Source organism: Frondihabitans australicus (assembly GCF_003634555.1).
GTDB lineage: Bacteria > Actinomycetota > Actinomycetes > Actinomycetales > Microbacteriaceae > Frondihabitans > Frondihabitans australicus.
In genome coordinates this window covers 1,379,591-1,403,010 of the sequence record NZ_RBKS01000001.1, presented here as the reverse complement: position 1 = coordinate 1,403,010, position 23,420 = coordinate 1,379,591, and the positions used below count along the sequence as shown (strand labels likewise).

24 protein-coding genes and 1 pseudogene are annotated in these 23,420 nt (G+C 69.8%); 13 read left to right on the top strand and 12 right to left on the bottom strand.

What is annotated here, in order from left to right:
- Positions 1 to 9: 9 nt before the first annotated feature.
- The 3 genes from C8E83_RS06455 to C8E83_RS06445 are packed head-to-tail and all read left to right on the top strand — an operon-like array spanning position 10 to position 1,632.
- The gene (locus C8E83_RS06455; RefSeq protein WP_147430101.1) at positions 10 to 813 is read left to right on the top strand and encodes a hypothetical protein; all 804 of its coding nucleotides are present in this window, start codon (positions 10 to 12) and stop codon (positions 811 to 813) included.
- A complete protein-coding gene (locus C8E83_RS06450) occupies positions 813 to 1,349 on the top strand; it encodes a LysM peptidoglycan-binding domain-containing protein (RefSeq protein WP_121368964.1) in 537 nt (178 codons plus the stop codon). The genes C8E83_RS06455 and C8E83_RS06450 overlap by 1 nt, the downstream gene beginning before the upstream one ends.
- A gap of 55 nt (positions 1,350 to 1,404) precedes the next feature.
- Positions 1,405 to 1,632 (top strand): hypothetical protein, encoded by a 228-nt coding sequence (locus C8E83_RS06445; RefSeq protein WP_121368963.1) that lies wholly within the window; start codon positions 1,405 to 1,407, stop codon positions 1,630 to 1,632.
- Here the strand turns inward: C8E83_RS06445 and C8E83_RS06440 are convergent.
- From C8E83_RS06440 to C8E83_RS06415, 6 genes and pseudogenes are all read right to left on the bottom strand, one after another.
- Positions 1,629 to 2,450, bottom strand: a complete 822-nt coding sequence (locus C8E83_RS06440) for an ankyrin repeat domain-containing protein (protein ID WP_147430100.1) — start codon at positions 2,448 to 2,450, stop codon at positions 1,629 to 1,631. The genes C8E83_RS06445 and C8E83_RS06440 overlap by 4 nt on opposite strands.
- The gene (locus C8E83_RS06435) at positions 2,447 to 2,815 is read right to left on the bottom strand and encodes a hypothetical protein (protein ID WP_121368961.1); all 369 of its coding nucleotides are present in this window, start codon (positions 2,813 to 2,815) and stop codon (positions 2,447 to 2,449) included. The genes C8E83_RS06440 and C8E83_RS06435 overlap by 4 nt, the downstream gene beginning before the upstream one ends.
- Entirely contained in the window at positions 2,812 to 3,987 is a 1,176-nt protein-coding gene (locus tag C8E83_RS06430) for a hypothetical protein (protein ID WP_121368960.1), read from the bottom strand. Before C8E83_RS06430 ends, C8E83_RS06435 begins: the two co-directional genes overlap by 4 nt.
- A 131-nt stretch (positions 3,988 to 4,118) precedes the next feature.
- Complete coding sequence (locus C8E83_RS06425; RefSeq protein ID WP_147430099.1) at positions 4,119 to 4,904, bottom strand: hypothetical protein; 786 nt, start codon at positions 4,902 to 4,904, stop codon at positions 4,119 to 4,121.
- Positions 4,905 to 4,987: 83 nt separating this feature from the next.
- The gene (locus tag C8E83_RS06420) at positions 4,988 to 6,049 is read right to left on the bottom strand and encodes a glycosyltransferase family 4 protein (RefSeq protein ID WP_342768943.1); all 1,062 of its coding nucleotides are present in this window, start codon (positions 6,047 to 6,049) and stop codon (positions 4,988 to 4,990) included.
- Between the two features lie 81 nt (positions 6,050 to 6,130).
- Positions 6,131 to 7,069, bottom strand: a pseudogene (locus C8E83_RS06415) (alpha/beta fold hydrolase); the annotation flags it as partial.
- 93 nt (positions 7,070 to 7,162) lie between these two features.
- Here C8E83_RS06415 and treS point away from each other — a divergent pair.
- Positions 7,163 to 8,911 carry a maltose alpha-D-glucosyltransferase gene (treS, locus tag C8E83_RS06410; protein WP_121368958.1) on the top strand — a complete coding sequence of 583 codons (1,749 nt, stop codon included), beginning with the start codon at positions 7,163 to 7,165 and terminating at the stop codon, positions 8,909 to 8,911.
- On the opposite strand, the gene C8E83_RS06405 is transcribed toward treS, so the two are convergent.
- On the bottom strand, positions 8,908 to 9,636 hold the full coding sequence (locus tag C8E83_RS06405) for a 3'-5' exonuclease (protein WP_425454756.1): 729 nt from the start codon (positions 9,634 to 9,636) through the stop codon (positions 8,908 to 8,910). The genes treS and C8E83_RS06405 overlap by 4 nt on opposite strands.
- 103 nt (positions 9,637 to 9,739) lie before the next feature.
- On the bottom strand, positions 9,740 to 9,994 hold the full coding sequence (locus tag C8E83_RS06400) for a type B 50S ribosomal protein L31 (RefSeq protein WP_121368957.1): 255 nt from the start codon (positions 9,992 to 9,994) through the stop codon (positions 9,740 to 9,742).
- 190 nt (positions 9,995 to 10,184) lie between these two features.
- Between C8E83_RS06400 and C8E83_RS06395 the strand changes: the two genes are divergently transcribed.
- Positions 10,185 to 11,663, top strand: a complete 1,479-nt coding sequence (locus tag C8E83_RS06395) for a peptide MFS transporter (protein WP_121368956.1) — start codon at positions 10,185 to 10,187, stop codon at positions 11,661 to 11,663.
- On the opposite strand, the gene C8E83_RS06390 is transcribed toward C8E83_RS06395, so the two are convergent.
- Complete coding sequence (locus tag C8E83_RS06390) at positions 11,660 to 12,445, bottom strand: ABC transporter ATP-binding protein (RefSeq protein WP_121368955.1); 786 nt, start codon at positions 12,443 to 12,445, stop codon at positions 11,660 to 11,662. The genes C8E83_RS06395 and C8E83_RS06390 overlap by 4 nt on opposite strands.
- Positions 12,446 to 12,536: 91 nt before the next feature.
- Positions 12,537 to 13,718 (bottom strand): glycogen synthase, encoded by a 1,182-nt coding sequence (glgA, locus tag C8E83_RS06385; protein ID WP_121368954.1) that lies wholly within the window; start codon positions 13,716 to 13,718, stop codon positions 12,537 to 12,539.
- A 46-nt stretch (positions 13,719 to 13,764) separates the two neighbouring features.
- On the opposite strand from glgA, the gene C8E83_RS06380 reads away from it, so the two are divergent.
- The gene (locus C8E83_RS06380) at positions 13,765 to 15,006 is read left to right on the top strand and encodes a glucose-1-phosphate adenylyltransferase (RefSeq protein WP_121368953.1); all 1,242 of its coding nucleotides are present in this window, start codon (positions 13,765 to 13,767) and stop codon (positions 15,004 to 15,006) included.
- 123 nt (positions 15,007 to 15,129) lie between these two features.
- Positions 15,130 to 15,768 (top strand): phosphoserine phosphatase SerB, encoded by a 639-nt coding sequence (gene serB, locus C8E83_RS06375; protein ID WP_121368952.1) that lies wholly within the window; start codon positions 15,130 to 15,132, stop codon positions 15,766 to 15,768.
- Positions 15,769 to 15,811: 43 nt separating this feature from the next.
- On the opposite strand, the gene fabG is transcribed toward serB, so the two are convergent.
- Positions 15,812 to 16,522, bottom strand: coding sequence for a 3-oxoacyl-ACP reductase FabG (gene fabG / locus C8E83_RS06370; RefSeq protein WP_121368951.1), 711 nt, complete (start codon positions 16,520 to 16,522; stop codon positions 15,812 to 15,814).
- 187 nt (positions 16,523 to 16,709) lie between these two features.
- Here fabG and C8E83_RS06365 point away from each other — a divergent pair, with 187 nt between their 5' ends.
- The 6 genes from C8E83_RS06365 to C8E83_RS06335 all read left to right on the top strand — a co-directional run bounded on the left by C8E83_RS06365 (position 16,710) and on the right by C8E83_RS06335 (position 21,599).
- On the top strand, positions 16,710 to 17,387 hold the full coding sequence (locus tag C8E83_RS06365) for a DUF3099 domain-containing protein (protein ID WP_121368950.1): 678 nt from the start codon (positions 16,710 to 16,712) through the stop codon (positions 17,385 to 17,387).
- Positions 17,388 to 17,645: 258 nt separating this feature from the next.
- Entirely contained in the window at positions 17,646 to 18,536 is an 891-nt protein-coding gene (locus C8E83_RS06355; RefSeq protein ID WP_170159858.1) for an SURF1 family cytochrome oxidase biogenesis protein, read from the top strand.
- Positions 18,537 to 18,636: 100 nt separating this feature from the next.
- Positions 18,637 to 19,266 (top strand): RNA polymerase sigma factor, encoded by a 630-nt coding sequence (locus tag C8E83_RS06350; RefSeq protein WP_121368947.1) that lies wholly within the window; start codon positions 18,637 to 18,639, stop codon positions 19,264 to 19,266.
- Positions 19,263 to 20,102 (top strand): hypothetical protein, encoded by an 840-nt coding sequence (locus C8E83_RS06345; protein WP_121368946.1) that lies wholly within the window; start codon positions 19,263 to 19,265, stop codon positions 20,100 to 20,102. Before C8E83_RS06350 ends, C8E83_RS06345 begins: the two co-directional genes overlap by 4 nt.
- A gap of 70 nt (positions 20,103 to 20,172) precedes the next feature.
- A complete protein-coding gene (locus C8E83_RS06340) occupies positions 20,173 to 20,778 on the top strand; it encodes an RNA polymerase sigma factor (RefSeq protein WP_121368945.1) in 606 nt (201 codons plus the stop codon).
- Positions 20,775 to 21,599, top strand: coding sequence for a hypothetical protein (locus C8E83_RS06335; RefSeq protein ID WP_121368944.1), 825 nt, complete (start codon positions 20,775 to 20,777; stop codon positions 21,597 to 21,599). Before C8E83_RS06340 ends, C8E83_RS06335 begins: the two co-directional genes overlap by 4 nt.
- Positions 21,600 to 21,694: 95 nt before the next feature.
- Here the strand turns inward: C8E83_RS06335 and C8E83_RS06330 are convergent, their stop codons facing one another.
- Positions 21,695 to 23,293, bottom strand: a complete 1,599-nt coding sequence (locus C8E83_RS06330; protein ID WP_121368943.1) for an ABC-F family ATP-binding cassette domain-containing protein — start codon at positions 23,291 to 23,293, stop codon at positions 21,695 to 21,697.
- Positions 23,294 to 23,420 lie beyond the last annotated feature (127 nt).

Below are 23,420 nucleotides of genomic sequence, written 5' to 3'. Positions count from 1 at the left end.
GGGGGAAACGTGGGTTCGAAACCAACCGCCGTCGGTGTCGCTCTGGCTGCCGTGGTTCTGATCGTCGGCCTCTCCGCGTGCTCAGCCGCCTCGACACAGGAGGCCGGCCGCTCGTCGGCGACACCTGCGAACACGTCAGCGCTCGGCGCAGCGACGGTCGCTCACGGCACGGGTATCACGGCGGGCCACGCGACCTCGTCGAAGCCTCTCGTGCTCACGGTGCCGCTCGTGACGGGTGCGCAGTCGATCGAGGTCACGGTCACCTGCGCGGGATCGGGCGGATGGTTCGTCACAGACGACGCCTCGACGCTCACCCGTGAAGCATCGTGCGGCACGACGTCCCCCGAGTACCTGCCGATCACAGCGCGCGACAAGGACTTCGGCGCGACGACCGTGACGCTCGACGCCACCGCGGCGACGGATGGAAAGCCATTCACCGTGCGGGCGTCGCTGTCCACCTACGTGTTCCGTCAGAACGCGGGCGTCTCGGCATTCTGCACCGCCTACTCCGACGCCGAGTCGACGCTCGACCAAGCCGACCAGGACTACCTCTCGCACGAGTTGTCGGCGTCGCAGTGGCAGCAGGAGCGAGCGACGGCAGCCTCCGATCTCGCAGCATTGTCGACGAAGGCGGGCGCGACCTCATGGGAGTCGTCCTCGACGGCTTCCCTCGCCAAGGCCGCGTTGGCTGCTCAGCCGGGCCACGCCGAGACCGCCGACCGGGCCGATGCGACGACCGTCATCGGCCGCTGCGAGAACAACGACTCGACGGTGACCATCACGACCGACGATTACTCGGGAGGCCAGGGTTGATGCCCCGCAGAAGGTCGCACACGTGTGCCGCGGCAGCCGTCGCCACGGTCCTGGGCCTGGTCCTGCTGGCGGGCTGCACGACCGGGCACGGGCTGGGCACGTCTGCTCCTGCGCCGTCTTCGACGCCCGATCCGACGTCACGCACCCTCAGCGCGCAGGATCACGCGGCCATCGCCGCCGGGCGCAACCAGGCGGCCGCCGAGAACGCCACCTCGCAGCCCACGTCCGTCGCGACCGACACCATCCAGGAGTGGCCGGCGAAGGACCACGGCGCCCGCGCGAACGCCGAAGGCACCGCGGTCGAGACGTCGCCGGGCGTCTACACGTACACCGTGAGCTCGGGCGACGTCGACTCGGTGATCGCCCTCCGCTTCGGGCTGTGCGGCGTCGACATCGTCAACCCCGGTGAGTCGTCCGGCAGGGAACTGCAGCCCGGCCAGGTGATCACTGTCGAGCGGCGCATGGACCAGCCCGATTCGGATCCTGCCGACCAGGACACCTCGCACGAGGGCTGGCGCTGCAACTACCCGGGCTGACGCACGGATTCCGCTAGCATCGAGCAGCCCGCAGACGGCGGGCGAAGGGGGTCTCATGTTCCAGGATCTAGGTGTCAACGCCGTCATCTTCGGCATCGTCGCGGTCGTGGTGTACGTCGGGCTCGGGCTGCTGGTGCTGTTCCTCGCCTACCTGCTGATCCGCACGGCGATCCTGCGGGCGCTCCACAGCCACTACAAGACCGTGCGACGCTTCGAGTCGACCGGCGAGTGGGATCCGCGCTACCAGGGTCGCGGAGGGCCGAGCGGACCGCCTCGGCCCTAGTCGTCGTCGTCGTCGGGTTCGGGTTCCTTCGCTCCCTCCGCGCGCAGGTAGTCGATGACCGCCGGGGCGGCCTCCGCCCGCAGAGCATTGTGCAGCGGTGAGAATCCGGCGTCGTCGACGACGTCGATGTCCGCTCCTGCGCCGAGCAGCAGCAGGCACACTTCAAGGTGCGAGCGACTCGCAGCGGCATGCAGCGCGCTCCATCCGGCGTCGTCGGCCGAGTCGGGCGAGGCGCCGCCCGCGAGGAGCTTCGTCGCCTCGTCGAGGTCGCCTCGCGCGGCAGCGGCGACGAGCGGAGGCTCGAAGTCGAGCCACCTGTCCCTCAGCCCGCGTGCCTCGTCAGGCGAGTCGTGCCGCGCCGCGAGGGCGTTGCGGTCGGCCGCGGTCGTCGCCTCCCGGCTCAGCAGCAGGCCCGAGAACTCGACGCTGAACATGCCCGTCTCCCACACCCAGCCGCGGTGCACGAAACGGCCGCCCGGAGCGAGGTCGACCTCGTCACACAGGATCTCGCTGTCGCCCGCCAGAAGGTGCAGCTCGTCCAGCCGAGTCCGCTCGGGGACGCCGAGGGTCACCCCCTCGAAGGTCAGGGCGATCCGCTCGTACCCTCGGGCGTTGGCGCCCGCGACGAGCAGGAGCCGGAGCCGGTCGCCGCTCGCGTCGAACGACTCGACCCGCGCGTCGTGCAGGTGGACGTCGTGCGCGAGCTCGCGCACCTCGGGCGTGAGAGCGTCGTCGATCTCGGCCAGGTGCTGCGCGTACTCGGGTCGTGCGTCGCTCTCGTCGGGCCCGAACACCCGTGCCGCCGTGAACCACTTCATCGCGCCCTCCACGACGAGTCATTCTTCGCGCGTCCGCCCTGCACGTCGAATCCGTGTTCCCGCAGGGCGGCGACCGTGCGCCGAATCCTCCACAGGTCGTTCACCACCGCCGAAGCCCGGTGCCCGCCCGCGCCCCAGACGATCCTGACGTAGCCCGGGCCGCGATGGATCTCGGTGATGTCGATCCGCGAGACGAACACCTTCGTGGCGAGGCTTCTGAGCAGGATTCCGTTCTCGTAGAGCGCGACTCCGCGCGGAAACGGCGCGCTCGCATTCACCGCGATCGTCTCGCGGATCCCGACACTGAACGGCTTCGCCGACCAGAGCAGTCCGCCCCAGTCGCCGCGGTCGGGCAGCGCACTCACGCGCAGGTGATGCTGTCGAGGAACATGTACTTCAGAGGCTCCAGCTGGGAGTCCTCGGGGATCGACACATGCTCCGTCTGCCCGGCCACGAAAGTCACCGTGCTCGCGCGCACCGCCTTGTCGTCGCCGTTGGCGGCGTCCGAGAAGCCCCACGTGATCGTCGCCGACGCGCAGGCCGTGGGCGCGGTGATGTCGGCCTGGATGCATCCCAGCGACGTGCTGCACGGCCCGGAGTCGACGATTTCGTACTTCACCCCGCTGAGGCTGTAGTTGCCGGTGTTCGGCGGCCAGTGGCGGCCGGTGCTGTCGGTGACACCCGTTCCCGCACTCGACGCCGGCGAATGGCTGAGGTCGGTCACCGCCCCGATGGCGACGAGCACGATCAGCACCGCGCCGATCGACGCGAGCGGGATCCAGAAGCGCTTGCGCACGCTGAGTTCCGACCGCCGCGCTTCGACGACCGGGGGCGCCCAGGGCGACACCGCCCCGTAGCCCGAGCCGTAGGCGCCGTACGCGCCGTAAGCCCCGCCGATCGACCCCGAACCGTACGACCCACCGACCGGTGCGAGCGTCGCCTGCCGCGGCGTCGCGCTCCCCCATGGCTCGGAGTCCAGCGCGTACGACAGCTGCTCCAGCAACATCGCCGGCTGCCCCGTGGCCGCGCGCGTGGCGGCGGTCTCGGCCAGGTACTGCGGGTACAGGGCCGCGTCCTGTGCGCTGCGCACCTGCAGGGCGCGCGAGGCGAGCGCCGCCCGGGCGTGGGCATCCGCGCGGCGCAGGTTCACGAGGCCCGTCACAACCCTGATCGCGCCGAAGATCACAGGCCCCCACAGGATCAGGAAAACCGGCCCGAGCACACCGAGCAGCCCCAGCAGCGTGACTCCGAAGCCGACGCCCATGAAGATCGCCCCGACGCGGATCTGGCTCAGCGCGGCGCGGCGGTAGGGCTCTCGGAACGAGCTCCAGGCGCCGGGCTCCTGCGCCCAGAAAGACCAGCCTCGGGGTGCGGCGGCAGGACGCGGCCACCCCGCGGCGACCGGAGGCACCCAGCCTGCGGGTGGCTGCCAGCCCTGGTTGCGCGACACCCACGACGGCGACGGCTCGGGCCATCCGGGCGGCACGACGAAGCGCAGCGGCGGTCGGACGGGCGCGGAGGCGGGCGCGTAGGTCACGTGGTCTCCTGTCGTGGCGGTCCCCCCAGGAACCACGAGCGATGATGGCCCCACCACGCTACGGCGGTCGCCGCCGTGCCACGATCCCCCGAACGGGGCGGTTCGGATCAGGCGGCCTCGTGCCGTGCCGGCTACCCCTGGTTCGGCTCCATGGTCTCGGTCACCCTGGCCACTCCGTCGGCGATCATGGAGATTCCTCCGCTGATGGAGATCAGGGCCACGCCGATGCTCACCCCGCCGGTCAGGAAGGGGTGCGGGATGTCGGCGACGATGCTCGCACCGCCGCCGATGATCGTGGCCGCGCCTCGGATGCGAGCCCAGAGTGCCTTGCTCGACGCGAGGCTGTGTGGTCCGTGCTCATGATCCGACGAGGCATCCGGTCCGAGATGGCGTGCGTCCGACGCCAACGATTCCGCGACCATGGCGAGAGGCGCGTGCAGGTCTTCCGGCGCCCGGCGCGGTTCCCTGATCGCGCCCGTCAGCTCCCTGCGGAGTTCTGAAATGCTTAACACGGGGAGTCCGGCGTCGGCGAGGACGCGTTCTTCAGCGGCGAGCCACTGCCGGAAGAGGAACGCGTCGTCGCGAAGCTCCTGCATCCGGTCTTCTCCCCAGGGGGCCGGGCCCGATTCGACCGCCAGATCGTCGAAAGCCGCCATCAAGGTCTCAGGTCGCTCGAGATAGGGGATCTCCTGCATCTCCAGGACTCCATCCCGTGCGATCGGCACAGCCATGGTCGCCAGCCTCCGAAGAGGCTCAGGGGACGAGGTGACATCACGGTCCGCGAGGATCTCGTCGAGGATCGCGCGCCGGCGGATGATGTTGGGCGCAGCCAGCCGAGCGGCCTCGACGAAGCTATCGCGCACGACCTCCGGTGGCGGAGGGATCGACGCGGGAGCTGAAGGTCCTTTGATGAGCATGCGGACACGCTAGGGCCCCACGTCGTCGTGGCCCATACGCAGAAATGCGCACGTGTTCCCGCCTGGGCGAAGTCGCCCCGGCGCTAGCCTCGTGCCGTCCGCTCCAGCAGGTCGAGCAGCACCCCGGCCGAGGCATCCCAGCTGAACCGAGCGGCCTGCGCCAGCGACGCCGCGCTCCGCGCAGCCCACTCGTCGGGCGCCGACACCCGCCGCACCGCAGCCGCCACCGACGCAGGCGACGACGGTTCGAAGTACATCGCCGCCTCCCCGCCGATCTCGCGGAAGATCGGGATGTCGCTCACCACGGCCGGCGTGCCGAGCACCATGCCCTCGACGAGCGGAATCCCGAACCCCTCGTTCAGCGACGCCGACACCACGGCCGTCGCACCCAGCAGCACCGCCTGGTACTCGTCGTCCGACGCCCCGTCGTGGAAGACGAGCGATCCGGCAGGGGCGAGCGCCGAGAGCGACGCGCGCTGGGCGGGCGACACCCGGCTCATCAGGTGCAGCCGGTACCCGTCCGCCGCGAGAGACTGCATCGCCGAAGCGAGCGTCGCCACGTTCTTGTACGGCATGAACGACCCCATGTAGACGAGGTCGCGAGTCGCGGGCGCCGTGCGCGCGACAAGGCCAGAGGGCGCAGGATCCGCGGCATTCGCCACCACCGACACCGGCCGCGCCGTGAGCCGGTGCTCGGCGATCGCCGCCGCCGTGGTCGACGACACCGTGACAACGGCGTCCGCCCGGTTGAGCAGGAGCCGCTGAGGCCACCACGCCAGGTGGTACGCCCGCCACAGCATACGGATCACGGGGTTGAACTCGGGCGGCGGCGTCCGGTTCGTGTAGTAGATGAGGTCGTGCAGCGTGAGCACGAGGCGGTAGCCGCGCCCGAAGGTGCCCATCGTCTGCATGGGCGACCAGACGATGTCGGGCGCGAGGCGGTTGATCCGGGTCGCGACGAGCGGCTCGAACGGGCTGGTCGGATCGGTCCCCACGACGAAGGGCAGCCGGGGCAACTTCGAGAGCTGGCGGCGGTCGCTCACGAGCAGGCGGAGACGATGGCCCCGAGCGGCCGCCAGCGGCGCGAGGGCGGTGACGAGGCCCGCGGTGAATCGGCTGATGCCGTCGTGCTGCCCCGTGCGCACGTACCGGCAGTCGAGCAGGATGTCGAGCGGGCGGTCTGCTGCTCCTGCGCCCAGATCTGCCCCCGATGCCGGCGTGAACGACGCCTCGCCGCGAGCCAGGAAGTCCCCGATCGCGAGAGCCGCCTCGCGCGGCTTCTCATAGTGGATCAGGTGCCCGACCCCGTGGATCACGTCGAGCTCGGCGCGAGCGAACTTCTGCTGAAGCGCGTACTGCGCGGGAAGCGCCGTGACGTCGTCGCGGTCGGCGGCCACCAGCAGGGTCGGCTGCGCGATGCCCGAGGCGTACGTCGACACGTCGGTCGAGACGGACGCCTTGAACGCCTCGAGCACGACCTGCCGGTCGGCGAAGCGTGAGAAGTAGACGTCGTGCTGGTCGTGGATCCACGACCGCAGCGGCTTCGACCGCGTCTTCGCCATAGCCTCGCTGATCACGCGCGTGACGAAGCGGCTCTTGAGCGCGGGCTCGCCCAGCACCTCGGGCAGCGCGGCCCCGGCCCAGTAGTAGAGCACTGCGAGCCGGCTGAAGACCCCTCGGGGCCCCTTGAGCGCAGGAGCAGCGATCGGGTTGACCAGGATCAGCCGCGCCGCCGGCAGTGCCGGCCGCCCGGGCGCCCCGGCGAGAGCCGCCGCCGACACGATCGACCCGAACGAATGCCCGAGCACCACGACCCCGGGGCCGAGTCCGAGCGCCCCGGAGAACGCCACCAGCCACTTCGCGTACGAAGGCACGCTGTGCTCCCGCCCGCGGAACGGCGCGGACGCCCCGAATCCGGGAAGGTCGGGCGCGACGACCCGCAGCGAGCCGTCGCGAAGGCCGTCGAGGTGGGCTGCGATCGGCTCGAGGCCGTGGTGCTCGCCGCGGAAGCCGTGCACCATCAGCAGCGTCTGAGGTGCGTCGTCGTCGCCGTAGACCCAGTAGGCCGTGTCGACTTCCCCGGCCGTGACGCGCCGTGCCTCGATCTGGAGCCCGTCGAGCCGATCGGCGTAGGGCGAGGGCACGGTCGGGCTGTCAGGAGTCACCCGGCCAGTCTAAAGACGCGGCTCGGACGACTCTGGACGGCGGGCGCGCGCGCCGTCGTAGGGTGGGGCAATCCGCCAGCCCGAAGGAGAACGGTGAGTTTCACTGCCCCGATCCAGAACCCCGGCCTCACACTCGACCCGCAGTGGTTCCGGCGAAGCGTCTTCTACGAGGTCATGGTGCGCTCGTTCGTCGACTCCAACGGCGACGGCGCCGGCGACCTCGCGGGCCTGACGTCGAAGCTCGACTACCTCCAGTGGCTCGGCATCGACGCGCTGTGGATCCCGCCGTTCTTCCAGTCGCCGCTCCGCGACGGCGGCTACGACATCTCCGACTACAAGGCCGTGCTGCCGGAGTTCGGCACGCTCGAGGAGTTCCGCGACCTCGTCACCAAGGCGCACGAGCGCAACATGCGCATCGTCATCGACATGGTGATCAACCACACCTCCGACGCGCACGAGTGGTTCCAGCAGTCGCGAGAGGACCCTGACGGCCCCTACGGCGACTTCTACGTCTGGAGCGACACCGACGAGAAGTACGAGAACATCCGCATCATCTTCATCGACACCGAGGAGTCGAACTGGACGTTCGACCCGGTTCGTCGCCAGTTCTTCTTCCACCGGTTCTTCTCGCACCAGCCCGACCTCAACTTCGACAACCCGAAGGTGCAGGAGGCCGTCTTCGACCTGGTGCGCCACTGGCTCGACCTCGGCGTCGACGGAATCCGTCTCGACGCGATCCCGTACCTCTTCGAGTCCGACGAGGGCAACGGCGAAGGCGAGCCGAAGACGCACGAGTTCGTCAAGAGGCTCCGCGCGATGGTCGACGACGAGTACCCCGGCCGCATCATGATCGCCGAGGCGAACCAGTGGCCGCGTGAGGTCGCCGCCTTCTTCGGCACCGAGGACGAGCCCGAGTGCCACATGGCCTTCGACTTTCCCGTCATGCCGCGCATCTTCTACTCGCTCCGGTCGCAGAACGCGGCCGAGCTGATCCGGATCCTGTCCGAGACGACCGACGTGCCCGACGAGGCCGGCTGGGGCGTCTTCCTCCGCAACCACGACGAGCTCACGCTCGAGATGGTCAGCGAGGAGTACCGGCAGGCGATGTACGGCTGGTACGCCTACGACCCGCGGATGCGCTCGAACATCGGGATCCGGCGCCGCCTCGCGCCCCTGCTCGACAACTCGCGCGCCGAGCTCGAACTCGCGCACGCCCTCCTCTTCTCACTGAAGGGCTCGCCGTTCCTCTACTACGGCGACGAGATCGGCATGGGCGACAACATCTGGCTCAACGACCGCGACTCGTCGCGCACGCCGATGCAGTGGACCCCTGACCGCAACGCCGGGTTCTCCACCGCCGACCCGGGCAAGCTCTATCTGCCCGTCGTCCAGTCGCTCGTCTACAACTACTCGCTCGTCAACGTCGAATCGCAGCTCGCGCAGTCGCGGTCGCTCCTGCACTGGATCCGCAACGTGATCCACGTGCGCAAGGCGCACCCGACCTTCGGACTCGGCGACATGCAGGTGCTGCCCGTCGACCACGAGTCCGCCCTGGCGTTCGTCCGGTCGTACGCAGGAGCCGGCACCCAGTTCGGCGACGCTCCCGAAGACGTCCTCTGCGTGTTCTCCTTCGCGCACAACCCCGCATCCGTCACCGTGACCGCGCCCCAGTTCGCGGGCCGCGGGCTCACGGACCTCTTCGGCGGAGGGTCCTTCCCGGCGTTCGACGCAGAGGGGCGGGTCACGATCACGCTCGGGACGCAGGCGTTCTACTGGCTGAAGGTCGGGGACGTCGAGGCGACGCCGGCTCCTGCCCCCGCGCCGGAAGAGCTCGACGGCTAGGGCTTGCGTGGCCACTCGCCGGAAGCGGTGAACGCCGGGTCGCGTCGGCGCATGTACTCCTGGAAGCTGGCGGCCTGCTCGCTGCACCAGCCCACCTGCAGCTGGTGCAGCTCGTGCGCGGGCACGTTGAGCGTGTCGCCGTGGCGGCGCGCCATCGCCTGCGCGACCCGGCCTGCGGCGATTGCGTCGGCACCGGCGTCGTGCGCGTCGGTGAGCGACACCTCGTAGAACTCCGCGGCGGCCTCGAGGGTGCGCTTGCCCTTGCGCCAGCGGTCGACGGCCTTGTCGATGACGAGCGGGTCGACGACGAAGCCGTCGTCGCCGAGCGGCTCGAGGCCGTAGCGCTTGGCCTCGCGGTCGAGGACGGTGAGGTCGTAGGGGGCGTTGTAGATGACGAGCGGGATGCCCCGCACGAAGACCGCGCGGAGTGCGGCGATGATCTCGGCGACCACCTCGGGCGCGGGGCGGCCCTCGGCCTGCGCGCGCTCGGTGGTGATGCCGTGCACGGCCGACGCCTGCGGCGGGATTTCGACGCCCGGGTCGGCCAGCCACTCGCCGTGCGCGATCGACGCGCCGGTGGAGTCGATGACCCCGACGTGAGCGGTGACGATGCGCGCGGTCTCGACGTCGATGCCCGTCGTCTCGAGGTCGAAGACGCCGAGGCCGTCCCACCAGTTGACCGGTATGGGCCCGACGGTCGCGTCGTCGACAGGTGCTGTACTCACGCCCCCAGGGTAGCGGCGCCCACCGTCATCGCGGTGCAGGCCCGAGAACGGCGAAGGGCCCGGCACTCGAGTGCGTGCCGGGCCCTTCGGGCAGAGCGTCGACTTACTTGGCGCCGCCGAAGTTCTTGAAGCGCTGGTTGAACTTCTCGACACGACCGGCCGAGTCGAGGATGCGCTGCTTGCCCGTGTAGAACGGGTGCGACGCCGACGAGATCTCGACGTCGATGACGGGGTACGTGACGCCGTCGAGCTCGATCGTCTTGTCGCTGGTCGCGGTCGAGCGGGTGAGGAAGGTCTCACCGGAGGCGAGGTCGCGGAACACGATCGCCTTGTACTCGGGGTGGATGTCGGTCTTCATGGGGAATCCTTGGGAGTCTGGGGTGCACTGGGTTTTGCCAGGGCAGACGGAAACGGCCGAACGGCCAGCCGTCAACGTTACCAGAACGAGCGGGTTTCGTCAGGCGGCAGCAGGATCCTGAAGTCTGCCCATCCACAGCCGCCCGACGGATTTGGCCCCCACGGCATCTGATATGGCACCATGGCCCACCATGAGCACCACCCCCACCGACCGTTCGACCGACGACAGCGAGGAACTCGACACCGGGTTCTTCGGCCAGCCGCGTCCGCTCGCGACCCTGTTCGGCGTCGAGCTGTGGGAGCGCTTCTCGTTCTACGGCATGCAGGCGATCCTGCTGCTGTACCTGTTCTACTCGACGGCCAAGGGCGGCCTCGGCATCGACGAGGCCACGGCCGCGGGCATCGCCGGGGCGTACAGCGGCGGCGTGTACCTGGCGACGATCCTCGGCGCCTGGGTCGCCGACCGGCTGCTCGCGCCGCAGCGGACCCTGCTCGTCTCGGCGACGATCGTCATGCTCGGGCACATCGCCCTGGCGCTGATCCCGGGGGTCGGCGGCATCGCCGTGGGCCTCATCCTCATCGCCGTGGGCTCCGGCGGCCTGAAGGCGACGGCCACGTCCCTCGTCGGCACGCTGTACTCCGAGGGCGACACGCGCCGCGACGCGGGCTTCTCGCTCTACTACCTCGGCATCAACCTCGGCGCGTTCGTCGGCCCGCTGCTGACCGGCCTCCTGCAGTCGACGCTCGGGTTCCACTACGGCTTCGGCCTCGCCGCCGTCGGCATGGCCCTCGGGCTCGCACAATACTGGTTCGGGCGCCGTCGACTGCCGCACACGACCCTCGAGTTGCCCGACCCGCTCCCCGCGTCGGGCCGCCTCCGCATGGCCATTGTCGCCGTCGTCGCGCTCGTCGTCATCGTCCTCGCCGTGGCGCTGCACCTCGTGACGGCGTCGAAACTCGCCTACGTCGTCATCGGCGTGAGCGCGGCGGCGTCGGTGGCCTACTTCATCGTGATCCTCACCAGCCGGATCATCACGGCCGACGAGCGGAGTCGCGTGTTCGCGTTCATCCCGCTCTTCCTCGCCAGCGTGGTCTTCTGGTCGATCTACCAGCAGCAGTTCACCCTGCTGACGATCTACGCGGTCAAGCGGCTGAACCGCGACGTGTTCGGGTGGGAGTTCCCGGTCGCCTGGGTGCAGTCGATCAACCCGATCTTCATCATCATCCTGTCGGGCGTGTTCGCCGCGATCTGGACCAAGCTCGGGCCGCGCCAGCCGTCCACCCCGGTGAAGTTCGGTCTGGGCGTCGGCATCGTCGGGCTCGGGTTCCTCCTCTTCCTGCCGTTCAGCGGCACGGGGCCCCACGGCACACCGGTGATCGCGGTCGTGCTGATTCTGCTCGTCTTCACGGTGGCGGAGCTCATGCTCTCCCCCGTCGGCCTGTCGGCGGCGACGAAGCTCGCGCCCGAGAAGTTCCGCACGCAGATGGTCGCGCTGTTCTTCCTGTCGGTGGCGCTGGGGTCGGCGGCGTCGGGCCTCCTCGCCGGGGTCTACGACCCGACCAACGAGGTGCCGTACTTCACGACGCTCGGCCTCGTGTCGGTCGCGGTCGGCGTCGTGCTCCTGCTGATCGCCCGCCCGGTGCTGCGCCTGATGCGCGGCGTCCGCTAGCTCGCGGCGCGGGCGGCGAAACGGCCGTCGGTCTCGGTCACGGTAAGCGACAAGCCGAACGTCTCGCCCAGGATCTCGGCCGTCAGCACTTCGGCCAGCGGACCGGCGGCCTGCACCTTGCCGTGCGACAGCAGCAGCGCGTGCGTGAAGCCGCGCGGGATCTCCTCGACATGGTGCGTGACCATCACGATGGCCGGGGCGCCCTCGCTCGAGGCGTAGCCGCCGAGCATCTGCAGAAGCTCTTCGCGCGCGCCGAGGTCGAGCGACGCGGCCGGCTCGTCGAGCAGCAGGAGCTCGGGGTCGGTCATCACGGCGCGGGCGATCTGCACCCTCTTCTGCTCGCCGTCACTGAGCCCGCCGAACGTGCGGTCGGCGAGGTGCCCCAGCTTCCACTCGTCGAGCACCCGCTGCGCACGGCGGACGTCGACGTTCTCGTACTCCTCGTTCCAGCGCCCCGTCACCGAGTACGCCGCGGTGAGCACGACGTCGATGACCTTCTCGGTCGGCGGGATCCGGCGGGCGATGGTGGTCGATGCGAAGCCGATGCGGGGGCGGAGGTCGAAGAGGTCGACGCTGCCCACGTCTTCGCCGAGCACCTCGACGCCGCCTGACGACGGGTGCGTCTGGGCGGCCGCGACCTGCAGCACGGTGGTCTTGCCGGCGCCGTTCGGCCCGAGCACGACCCAGCGCTCGTCGGAGTCGACAGTCCACGAGACGTCGTCGACGATCCGAGAGCCATTCCGGACGACGGACACATCGGTGAGCTGCAGAACGGTGGGCATGTCTGAACTCTACTCAGTCGAGCGCACCGAAAAGCCCGACTCACCGACACCTGTGGACAACGGCCGCAGGAGCAGCCGAAGGCCGCCGAACCTACGCCAGCGAGCGGTACACCCCGAGCGTCCGCTCGGCGATCGACGCCCAGCTGAAGTCCTGTTCGGCCCGCATGCGCCCGGCCTGCCCCATCAGCGACGCCATGCCGGCGTCGGCCACGGTCTGGGTGAGGATCGCCGCAAGGTCGTTCACGAACTTCTCCGGGTCGAGGGGCGTGCCGGTGCCGTCGGTGGCCTGCTCGATCGGCACGAGACGCCCGGTCAGACCGTCGGCGACGACCTCGGGGATCCCGCCGGTCGCGGTGCCGACCACGGGCAGGCCGCAGGCCATGGCCTCGAGGTTGACGATTCCGAGCGGCTCGTAGATCGAGGGGCAGACGAACACGGTCGACGCCGAGAGCACGGCGCAGAGCTCGTCGCGGGGCAGGATCCGCTCGATCCAGACGACGCCGGTGCGCGACTCCTGCAGTTCGCGGACGAGGCCGGTGACCTCCTCCATGATCTCGGGGGTGTCCGGTGCTCCTGCGCACAGGATCAGCTGGACCTCGGGCGGCAGGAGGGCCGCGGCGCGCAGAAGGTACGGCAGGCCCTTCTGGCGGGTGATGCGGCCGACGAAGACGACCGCGGGGCGGTCGGGGTCGATGCCGAGCGAGCGGACGAGCTCGGGCTCGTCGAGGCGACGCCAGGAGGAGAGGTCGATGCCGTTGTAGACGACGCTCACCTTCTGCTCGTCGATCTGCGGGTAGGCGCGCAGGATGTCGCGTCGCATGCCGTCGCTGACCGCGATCACGTGATCGGCGGTCTCATAGGCCTGGCGCTCGATCCAGCTCGACACGCGATAGCCGCCGCCGAGCTGCTCGGCCTTCCACGGCCGAAGCGGCTCGAGGGAGTGCGCCGTCAGCACGTGCGGGACGTCGTGCAGCATCTGCGCCAGCTGGCCCGCGGCGTTGGCGTACCAGGTGTGCGAGTGGACGACGTCGGCGCCCGCGACGTCCTGCGCGATCCGGACATCCACACCGAGGGTCTTCAGGGCGCCGTTGGCGCCGTCGAGCTCCGCCAGGTCGGGATACCCGGTGGTGTCCGCCTCGTCGACGGGCTGACCGAAGGCCCGCACCTGCACCTCGATGCTCTCGCGGAGGGCCTTGACGAGCTCGGTGACGTGGACGCCCGCCCCGCCGTAGACGTTGGGCGGGTATTCCTTGGAGATCACATCGACTCGCACGCCCTTACGGTAGTCGTTCTCATGCGGAACGTGCCATTCTGGCCTCATGGCATCGAAGAAGATTTTCGGCATCGTTCTCGCCGGCGGAGAGGGCAAGCGGCTGATGCCCCTGACGGCCGACCGTGCCAAGCCCGCGGTCCCCTTCGGTGGCAACTACCGTCTCATCGACTTCGCGCTGTCGAACCTCATCAACTCCGGGCTCCGGCAGATCGTCGTGCTGACGCAGTACAAGTCGCACAGCCTCGACCGCCACGTGTCGCAGACCTGGAGCATCGAGGGCCTCCTCGGCGCCTACGTGGCCTCGGTCCCCGCGCAGCAGCGCCTCGGCAAGAGGTGGTTCGCGGGGTCGGCGGATGCGATCCTGCAGTCCCTCAACCTGCTCCGCGACGAGAAGCCCGACATCGTCGTCGTGGTCGGCGCCGACCACGTCTACCGCATGGACTTCGACCAGATGGTGCAGGCGCACATCGAGTCGGGCAAGAGCGCGACCGTCGCCGCGATCCGCCAGCCGATCTCGCTGGCCGACCAGTTCGGCGTCATCCAGACCAACGAGGACGACGCGACCCTCATCGACGCGTTCCTCGAGAAGCCGAAGAACCCGGTCGGCCTCGCCGACTCCCCCGACGAGGTGCTCGCGTCGATGGGCAACTACGTCTTCAACGCCGACGCGCTGATCGACGCCGTGCTGCGCGACGGCGAGAACCCCGCGTCGAACCACGACATGGGCGGCGACATCATCCCCGACTTCGTGTCGCGAGGCGACTGCGCCGTGTACGACCTGAACCGCAACGATGTTCCCGGGTCGACCGAGCGCGACCGCTACTACTGGCGCGACGTCGGAACGATCGACTCGTTCTACGACGCCCACCGCGACCTCATCGCCGCGCTTCCGGTCTTCAACCTCTACAACACGTCGTGGCCGATCTACAGCCAGCAGCTCAACTCGCCGCCGGCCAAGTTCGGGCGCGATGCGCACGGAAACCCGGGCTCGCTCATCGAGTCGATCGTGTCGCTCGGCACCGTGTCGATCGGCTCGCACATCGAGCGCAGCGTCGTCGGGCCGTGGAACACGCTCGACTCGGGCTCGCGCGTCGTCGACTCCGTGCTGTTCGACCGCATCTACGTCGGCAAGAACTCGATCGTCAACCGCGCGATCCTCGACAAGGACGTCGTGATCGCCGACGGCGCCCACATCGGTCTCGATGCCGAGGCCGACCGCGCCCGCGGCTTCACAGTCACCCCCTCCGGCATCACCGTGGTCGGCAAGGGCGTCCGCGTCGAGCAGTAGCTCGCTCACCTCGTCCCGCGAGTGGCAAGAAACTGCTGATCCCGGGCGCCCGCATCAGCACTTTCCTGCCACTCGGCGAACTGTGCGGCGTCATGGGAAGCCCGGCACCACTACCCTGGCTGGGTGCCTCGCTTCCTCGTAGTTCTCGACGTCGACTCCACCCTCATCGAGAACGAGGCCATCGAGCTGCTCGCCGAGGTCGCAGGCAGCCACGACGCCGTGCGCGAGATCACCAAGCGGGCGATGGCGGGCGAGCTCGACTTCGCCGAGTCGCTCACCGAGCGGGTGGCGACGCTGCGGGGCGTCGACGAGGGCGTGTTCGAGAGCGTCGGCAGCAGGATCCTGGTCACCCCCGGTGTTCCCGACATGATCGCCGGCGTCCATGCCGCCGACGGGCTGGTCGGGGTCGTCTCCGGCGGGTTCCACGAGCTGCTCGACCCGGTCGCCGAGCGTCTCGGGTTGGACTTCTGGCGGGCCAACCGGCTCGAGGTCTCCGAGGGCGTGCTCACCGGCAGGGTCGACGGCCCGATCGTCGACGCCGCCGCGAAGGCCGCCGCGCTCACCGAATGGGCGCAGGAGGCAGGCGTCCCGTTGCCGCGCACGGTCGCGATCGGCGACGGCGCGAACGACCTCGAGATGATGCGCGTCGCGGGCCTGTCGGTGGCCTTTGACGCGAAGCCGAAGGTCCGTGCGTCGGCCGACGTCTCGATGCCCGTGCGCGACCTCTCGCAGGTGCTCCCGCTGCTGGGCCTCCGCGGCTAGCGCCCGGCCTGCAGGCGCGCCAAATCGAGAGGCCCTAGTGCCCCTAGTGGCCCATCCCGAGGCCGCCGTCGACCGGGATCACGGCGCCCGAGATGTACGCCGCGTCGTCCGACGCCAGCCACGTCACAGCCCGTGCGACGTCGTCGGTCGTGCCGAACCGGCCGGCCGGGATCGACTTCTTGTACTCGGCCTGCTGGGCCTCCGGCAGCACGGCCGTCATGTCGGTCTCGATGAAGCCCGGGGCGACGACGTTCGCCGTGATGCCGCGGGCGCCGAGCTCGCGCGTGATCGACCGGGCGAAGCCGACGAGGCCGCTCTTCGACGAGGCGTAGTTCGCCTGGCCGGCGCCGCCGTAGAGTCCGACGACGCTCGAGATGAGCACGATTCGTCCGAAGCGGGCCTTGAGCATGCCCTTCGACGCGCGCTTGACGACGCGGAAGGCCCCGCCGAGGTTGGTGTCGAGCACCGACGTGAAGTCGTCGTCCGACATGCGCATGAGCAGGGTGTCCTTCGTGATGCCGGCGTTGGCGACGACGACCTCGACGGCGCCGAGCTCCTGCTCGATCTGCGTGAACGCGGCGTCGATCGAGGCGCTGTCGGTCATCTCGGCGTGCACCGTGAGAGCCCCCTCGGGCCCCTGACCCGATCGCGCGGTGACGGCGACGCGGTGGCCGTCGGCGAGGAACTGCTGAGCGATGGCGAAGCCGATGCCGCGGTTGCCGCCGGTGACCAGGACGGTGCGGGGTGTGGTCATGAGTCTCTCCAAGAAGCCGGGAAGAACGCGTCGCGCAACTCGCGCCATGTCGTTCGATGTCGAGCGACCCCGACCGCCGCGAAGCGCCAGGGCCGCCGACAAGCCTACTGTCGAGGCTCCACCCACCCGAGAACGACTTACCATGGAGCGTGCATCCGACCGCGATGCCACCCGAGCCCGTGAGCGTATGAAGATCAAGAGCAAGAAGTCGCGCGTGACACCGCTGAACGGCGGTTCGAACACGATCACGAGCCTGCCCCCGGCTCCCCGCGACGAGCAGCGGGCGCGCATGGTCCGCTATGCGATCTCGATGGGCATCCGCACGATCTGTGTGATCGCCGTCTTCTTCGTGCCCGGCTGGTGGCGTCTCGCCCCGGCCATCGCCGCGGTCGTGCTGCCCTACTTCGCCGTCGTCATCGCGAACGCGGGCCACGACGGCACCGCGGGCGAGGTCGAGCGCCCGGGCGGCGTCGAGCTGTACCGCCCGACCGAGTTCACCGGCTACGACCCCCAGGGCGCAGGAGCAGCGCCACACGCCGACGGCGCCGACGAGACCCCGCGCGACACCCCTGCTCCCCCACGCCCCGCCGACGCCGCCCCAGGGCAGTCCGGGCGCGACGCGAACGCCGACCGCCGCCGCCGCGCGCAGGAGCAGAATCGCTCGGCGCCCGAAGAGCCCCGCGTCTACTACGCCGCCTACGCCCCCGGCACGGAGCCGCGTCGCGCCCAGCCCGCGTCGTCGGGCGACGCCGCCCCGCACACGCAGCCCGAGTCCCGCGACCAGCAGGCCGAGCGGATCGAGCGCGCGCGGCAGGCCGCGGCGGCGCGGGACGCCGCGAACGTCCAGCCGCGGCCGCGCGAGTGACCGTGAAGGCCGTCGCGTGATCCTGGGCTCGGAGGGGCCGTCGACCCCGCAGTGCTCTCGCGCCGGGTGCAGGCTCGACGCCACCCGGGCGGTCCACTGGAGGAACCCGCGCATCCACGGCCCCGAACGCGTGAAGACGTGGGCGGCCTGCGAGAGCCACGTAGAATATCTCGAAGGTTTTCTGCGGTCGCGCGACTTCCCCGTCGTCGTCACCGCACTGGGCGAGACCGTCGAACGGGTCGGAGCGGAGGCGAGCTCGTGAGGGAGTGGCGCTTCGTCCTGTCGAAGAAGTGGCTGGGCTATCTCGGCATCGCGGTCGCGTTCGCCATCATCTGCGTGCTGCTGTCGCACTGGCAGTGGGATCGCCGGTCTGAGAACCTCGCGCTCCAAGACAAGCTCGACGCGAACTACAACGCGAAGCCGGTGTCGATCGACAGCGTGCTTCCGACGCTTCACTCCTACGACTCGTCCGACGAGTTCAAGCCCCTCAGGCTCACCGGCCACTATCTGACGTCGAAGACCTACCTCGCCCGCGACATCAGCTACAACGGCTACCCGGGCTTCGACGTGCTCGTGCCGCTCCAGCTCGCCTCGGGCCGCGTCTTCATCATCGACCGAGGCTGGGTCGCCACCGGCAACGACCACGACTACCCCGATTCCATCCCGACGCCGCCGAAAGGCGAGGTCACGGTCGTGGCTCGACTCGCGCCCGCGCAGGGCGATGTGCCGGGCCGGACCGACCCGAAGGGCGTCAACGAGGTCGCCCGCATCCAGCCGGCCGACATCGCGAAGAAGACCGGCCTGACCGCGTACACCGCCGCCTACGGCAAGCTGAAGAGCGAGACGCCGTCGCCCGGCGCCGCGAACCTGCCGAAGCCCGCCCTCAAGCCTCAGGTCGACTGGTCGCTCAACCTGTCGTATGCGATCCAGTGGGTCATGTTCGCCCTGGCCGCCTTCGGGTTCCTCATCTACGTGATCCGGCAGGAGTACGACGCCCGCTACAGCGACGAGGAAGACCAGCGCTGGCTCGAGGAGGAGCGAGAGCGCAAGCGTCAGAAGCGCGGCCCGACCGACGCCGACATCGAAGACCACGAGCTCGACGAGGCCGGGTACTCCTCGTCGCGGCCCGGCACCATGATCGGCCGCTGACCTTCCCGAGCAGGGTGGAACCTTTTCGCGTCAGCGGACATCAGTGGTCGTGCAGTCACCACACGCACTGCGATCACAGAACCACTGGGGGTACACAGCCTTGCCCGATGAGATCACCATCTGGGAGCGAGCCCGAGAAGGCGACGACTCGTCGTTCGCCACGCTCTTCCGCGAGCATCGCGACCGCATCTACGGTCAGGCCCTGCGCCTGACTCGCTCGAGCCACGACGCCGAAGACGTCACCGCGCTCGTCTTCCTCGAGGCGTGGCGCCGCCGATCGAACGTGCGCCTGGTCGACGGGTCGATCCTGGCCTGGCTGCTGGTCTGCACCAACCTCGTCTCCCGCAACGTCGACCGGTCGAGACGGCGTCACCGCATCGCGATGAGCAAGCTGTCGCCGCAGGAGCACGCCGACGACCACTCCGACGAGGTCCTGACGCGCTGGGACTCGACCGGTCGCGAGAGTGCGCTCCGCGCCGCGTTCCTCAGGCTCTCGCCCAACGACCGCGACGTGCTCACGCTCTGCGTCGTCTACGAGTACTCGCTCGCCGACGCCGCGACCGCCCTCGACGTGCCGGTCGGCACCGTCAAGTCACGCCTCTCGCGGGCCAAGAAGCGGCTCGCCGACCTCACCCTCGCGGCCGGGACCGACCTCGGCCTCGACCTCTCCTCGACTTCTCCCGATTCCGACACGGGCGCCTCGGCGTCGACCCTCGGAGGTACCCGATGACTTCCTCGTTCTCCACTCCCCCGCTCGACCCTCGCCGCGGCGACGCCATCGAGAGCATGCTCCGCGGCGCTCTCGCGGACGACGCCGACGCGCGCCGCATCACCCGCACACGCAAGCGCACCCGCGGAATCCTGATCGCGTCGTTCGCCACCGTCTGCGTCGTCGCCGCGGCGGGCATCGGCTTCGCGGCCACGCGCGGCACCGCGTCGCACGATCCCGGCGGCAACATCGCCGTGCCCACGTCGCAGCCCTCGTCGCGCCCCTCGATCACGCCGCAGCCCACCGACTCGAACGGCATCGTCGACCCGGCCGGCTCGGCGTCGCCCGTACCGACGCCGACGCCGACGGCGAACACTCCGACCGACGTCGACACCTGGCAGATCACGACCGCCGGCATCGGGCCGCTGAAGCCGGGCATGCCGCTGGCGGACGCCGACGCCATCGCCAAGGCGGCCGGCCTGACCGTCACGGACTGCGGCGGCGGTCTCGTGCAGGGCACCCACTTCTACGATCTGCCGGACGGCACGCAGATCGTGGTCGGCCTGAGCAGCCCCAGCACGGTGGGCTACGTGGCGGTCGACGGCTTGGTCGCGGCCAACTCGTCCACGGGCACCCTGGCGACGCCCCACGGGATCCACATCGGGTCCACGTCCGACGAACTCCGTTCGACGTACTCGGGGCTGGTGTCGGTCTCGACGTATCCGAGCGAGACCGGCTACGGCCTCTCCGACGGGGCCGGTCACTGGATCGACTTCGAGGTCGACAACGCCTCGGCCACGGTTCAGGCGATGTTCGTGAGCTCCGACAACTACATCCCGCCGGAGTTCTGCGGCTAGCCTTCCCGACGGGTGGAACCTTTCTCGGGCAGCGGACACACCAGAGAAAGGAACCACCACAGGGGGAAGCATGCCGGGCACCACACCACCCGACGACGAGGTCGTCTGGAACCGCGCACGCGACGGCGACGCCGACGCGTTCACGGAGATCTACGACCGCCACTACGACCGCGTCTACCGTCACTCGCTGAGGCTGGCGCCGACCGTCCACGACACCGAGGACGTCGCGGCGCTGGTCTTCCTCGAGGCGTGGCGGCGACGGGCGCACGTCCGCGTCGTCGACGGCTCGGTGCTGCCGTGGCTGCTCGTCACCGCGAACTACGTCTCGGCGAACGCCAGCCGTTCCGCCCGCAGACACCGGGTCGCGATGGCGAAGCTCCCCCTCCAGGAGAGCGTCGACGACTCCACCGACGACGTGCTCGACCGCATCGACTCGAGTGGGCGGGAGTCGCGCCTCCGGGCCGCGTTCGCGCAGCTCGCGCCGAACGACCGCGACGTCCTCACCCTCTGCGTCGTCCACGAGCTCCCCCTGCAGCAGGCCGCCGACGTGCTGCGCGTGCCCGTCGGCACCGTCAAGTCGCGTCTCTCCCGCGCCAAGCGTCGCCTCGCCACGCTCACCGGGCCCGACCTGGCCCCCTCCTTGTCCGCCATCGCCACGATGGGAGAACACCAATGAACGCCACACCCGCACCCGACTACATCGACCCCGTCCGCCGCGCCGCGGTCCGGCGCCTCGTCCACGATCAGGCGCAGGAGCACGCCGCCGCCGCTCCGGCGATCCGCCGTCGGCGCGTGCTCCGCTTCACGGCGATCGCCGCGAGTGCAGTCGTGGTGCTGGGCGGCGGGGGCCTCGCCTACGCCGCCCTGGGCGGCGGAGCGTCGACGCAGGGCCCTGTGGCGGTGCCCGTGCCCGTCACCTCGGCTCCTGCGCCCTCGACCGTCCCGTCGGCGGGCCCGTCGAAGACCTCGGCCCCCGGCCCGACCTCCGAGCCGGCGGGCACGGCGACGCCGCTGCCGGTCGACCCGTCGAGCTGGACCATCACGACCGCCGGCATCGGTCCGATCGCCCTCGGTGGGAGCCAGACGGCTGCGGCTGCGGCTGCCGCCTCGGCCTACAGCGTCGCGCGCCAGGCCTACGCGTGCCCCGTCGACTTCTACACGCCGCACGGCGGCGGCGACCCGAAGCTCACGACGCAGGCCTTCTCGGGCGACCGGATCGACCTCATCATGATCGGCGCGCTCGGCACGTCGCCTGCAGCGGACTCGCCCAAGACGCCGTCGGGCATTGGACTGGGATCGACGCAGGCCGCCCTCCTGGCGACCTACCCGGACATCGAGTCGCTCAGCACGACCGTCGGCACGACCAGCACGTTCGGCGAGACGTACGGCATCGAGGACTCGTCCGGCCGCTGGCTCACCTTCGTGCTCGACGAGCACGGCGTCGTCGGCGAGATCGACGTCACCTACACGAAGGGCAAGCCCGGCGAGTTCTGCTGATGCGGGCCGCCGGACTATCCGCGTAGTTTCGGACTAGGCGCGTGTCTTAGGCACGGCGCGTAGGCCGGAAAGGCGAGGGCAGCCGGACGACGGCGCTACGCCAGAGTGATCAGATCCGCGTAGTCCTTGGTCCAGTGGTCTTCGGTGCCCTCGGGCATGATGAGCACACGCTCGGGGTTCAGCGCCTCGACCGCACCCTCGTCGTGACTCACGAGCACCACGGCGCCCTCGTAGTTGTTGAGAGCGTCGAGGATCTCGAGTCGCGAAGCCGGGTCGAGGTTGTTGGTCGGCTCGTCGAGCAGCAGCACGTTTGCTCCTGACACCACGATCATCGCCAGCGCGAGACGGGTCTTCTCGCCGCCCGACAGCACCCCGGCGGGCTTCGCGGAGTCGTCGCCCGTGAAGAGGAACGATCCCAGCACGCGCCGCGCCTCGGTCTCGGTGATGTTCGGCGACGACGACACCATGTTCTCGAGCACGCTGCGCTTGACGTCGATGGTCTCGTGCTCCTGCGCGTAGTAGCCGACGCGCAGGCCGTGCCCCGGTTCGAGCTGCCCGGTGTCGGGCTCGTCGACACCCGCGAGGATGCGCAGCAGCGTAGTCTTGCCGGCACCGTTGAGGCCCAGGATCACGACCTTCGAGCCGCGGTCGATCGCGAGGTCGACGGCGGTGAAGATCTCGAGCGAGCCGTAGCTCTTCGACAGGTTCGACGCCATGAGCGGCGTGCGCCCGCAGGCGGCCGGCGTCGGGAACCGCAGCTTGGCCACGCGGTCGACGGCGCGGACCTCCTCGAGGCCCGCCAGCAGCTTCTCGGCGCGCGCCACCATCTGGTGCGCCGCGGCGGCCTTCGTCGCCTTCGCCCCGAAGCGGGCGGCCTGCTTCTGCAGAGCGGACGCCTGCTTCTCGGCGTTGGCGCGCTCCTTCTTGCGGCGCTCCTCGTCGGCGGCGCGCTGGCGCTGGTAGTGCTTCCAGCCCATGTTGTAGATGTCGATCTGCTGGCGGTTCGCGTCGAGGTAGAAGACGCGGTTGACGACCTCGTCGACAAGCTCGATGTCGTGGCTGATCACGATCACGCCGCCCGAGTACGTCTTGAGGTACTCGCGCAGCCACACGATCGAGTCGGCGTCGAGGTGGTTGGTCGGCTCGTCGAGGATCATCGTCTCGGCCGCCGAGAACAGGATGCGCGCCAGCTCGATGCGACGCCGCTGACCACCCGAGAGGGTCGAGAGCGGCTGGTCGAGGATGCGGTCGGGCAGGCTGAGGTTCGACGCGATCGACGCCGCCTCCGCCTCGGCCGCGTAGCCGCCCAGCGCGTTGAAGCGGTCGTCGAGGTCGCCGTAGCGCTTCATCGCCTTCTCGGCCACGGCCGGGTCGTCCGATCCCATGTCGAGCGTGGCCTGCTGGATCCCGAGCAGGATCTGACCGAGCCCGCGGGCGTCGAGGATTCGGGTCCGCGCGAGATCCTCGGGGTTCCCGCTCCGCGGGTCCTGCGGCAGGTAGCCGATCTCCCCGGTCCGCTCGATCTTGCCGCCCGTGGGCAGCGTCTCGCCGGCCAGCGTCTTGGTCATCGTGGTCTTGCCCGCGCCGTTCCGGCCCACCAGGCCGATCTTGTCGCCCTTGTCGACCCGGAAGGTGACGTCGCTCATCAGGAGGCGAGCGCCCACGCGGATCTCGAGGTCGTGCACGGAAAGCACAGCAAAGTTCCAATCATCTGAGGAGATGTCCACAACGCCGCCCGCCGGTGGGCCGCCCCTAGGATGAAAGGGATCGATGCGTGGACCGTCTACGACACAGAACGCGCCGATCGACCTGATTATTCTA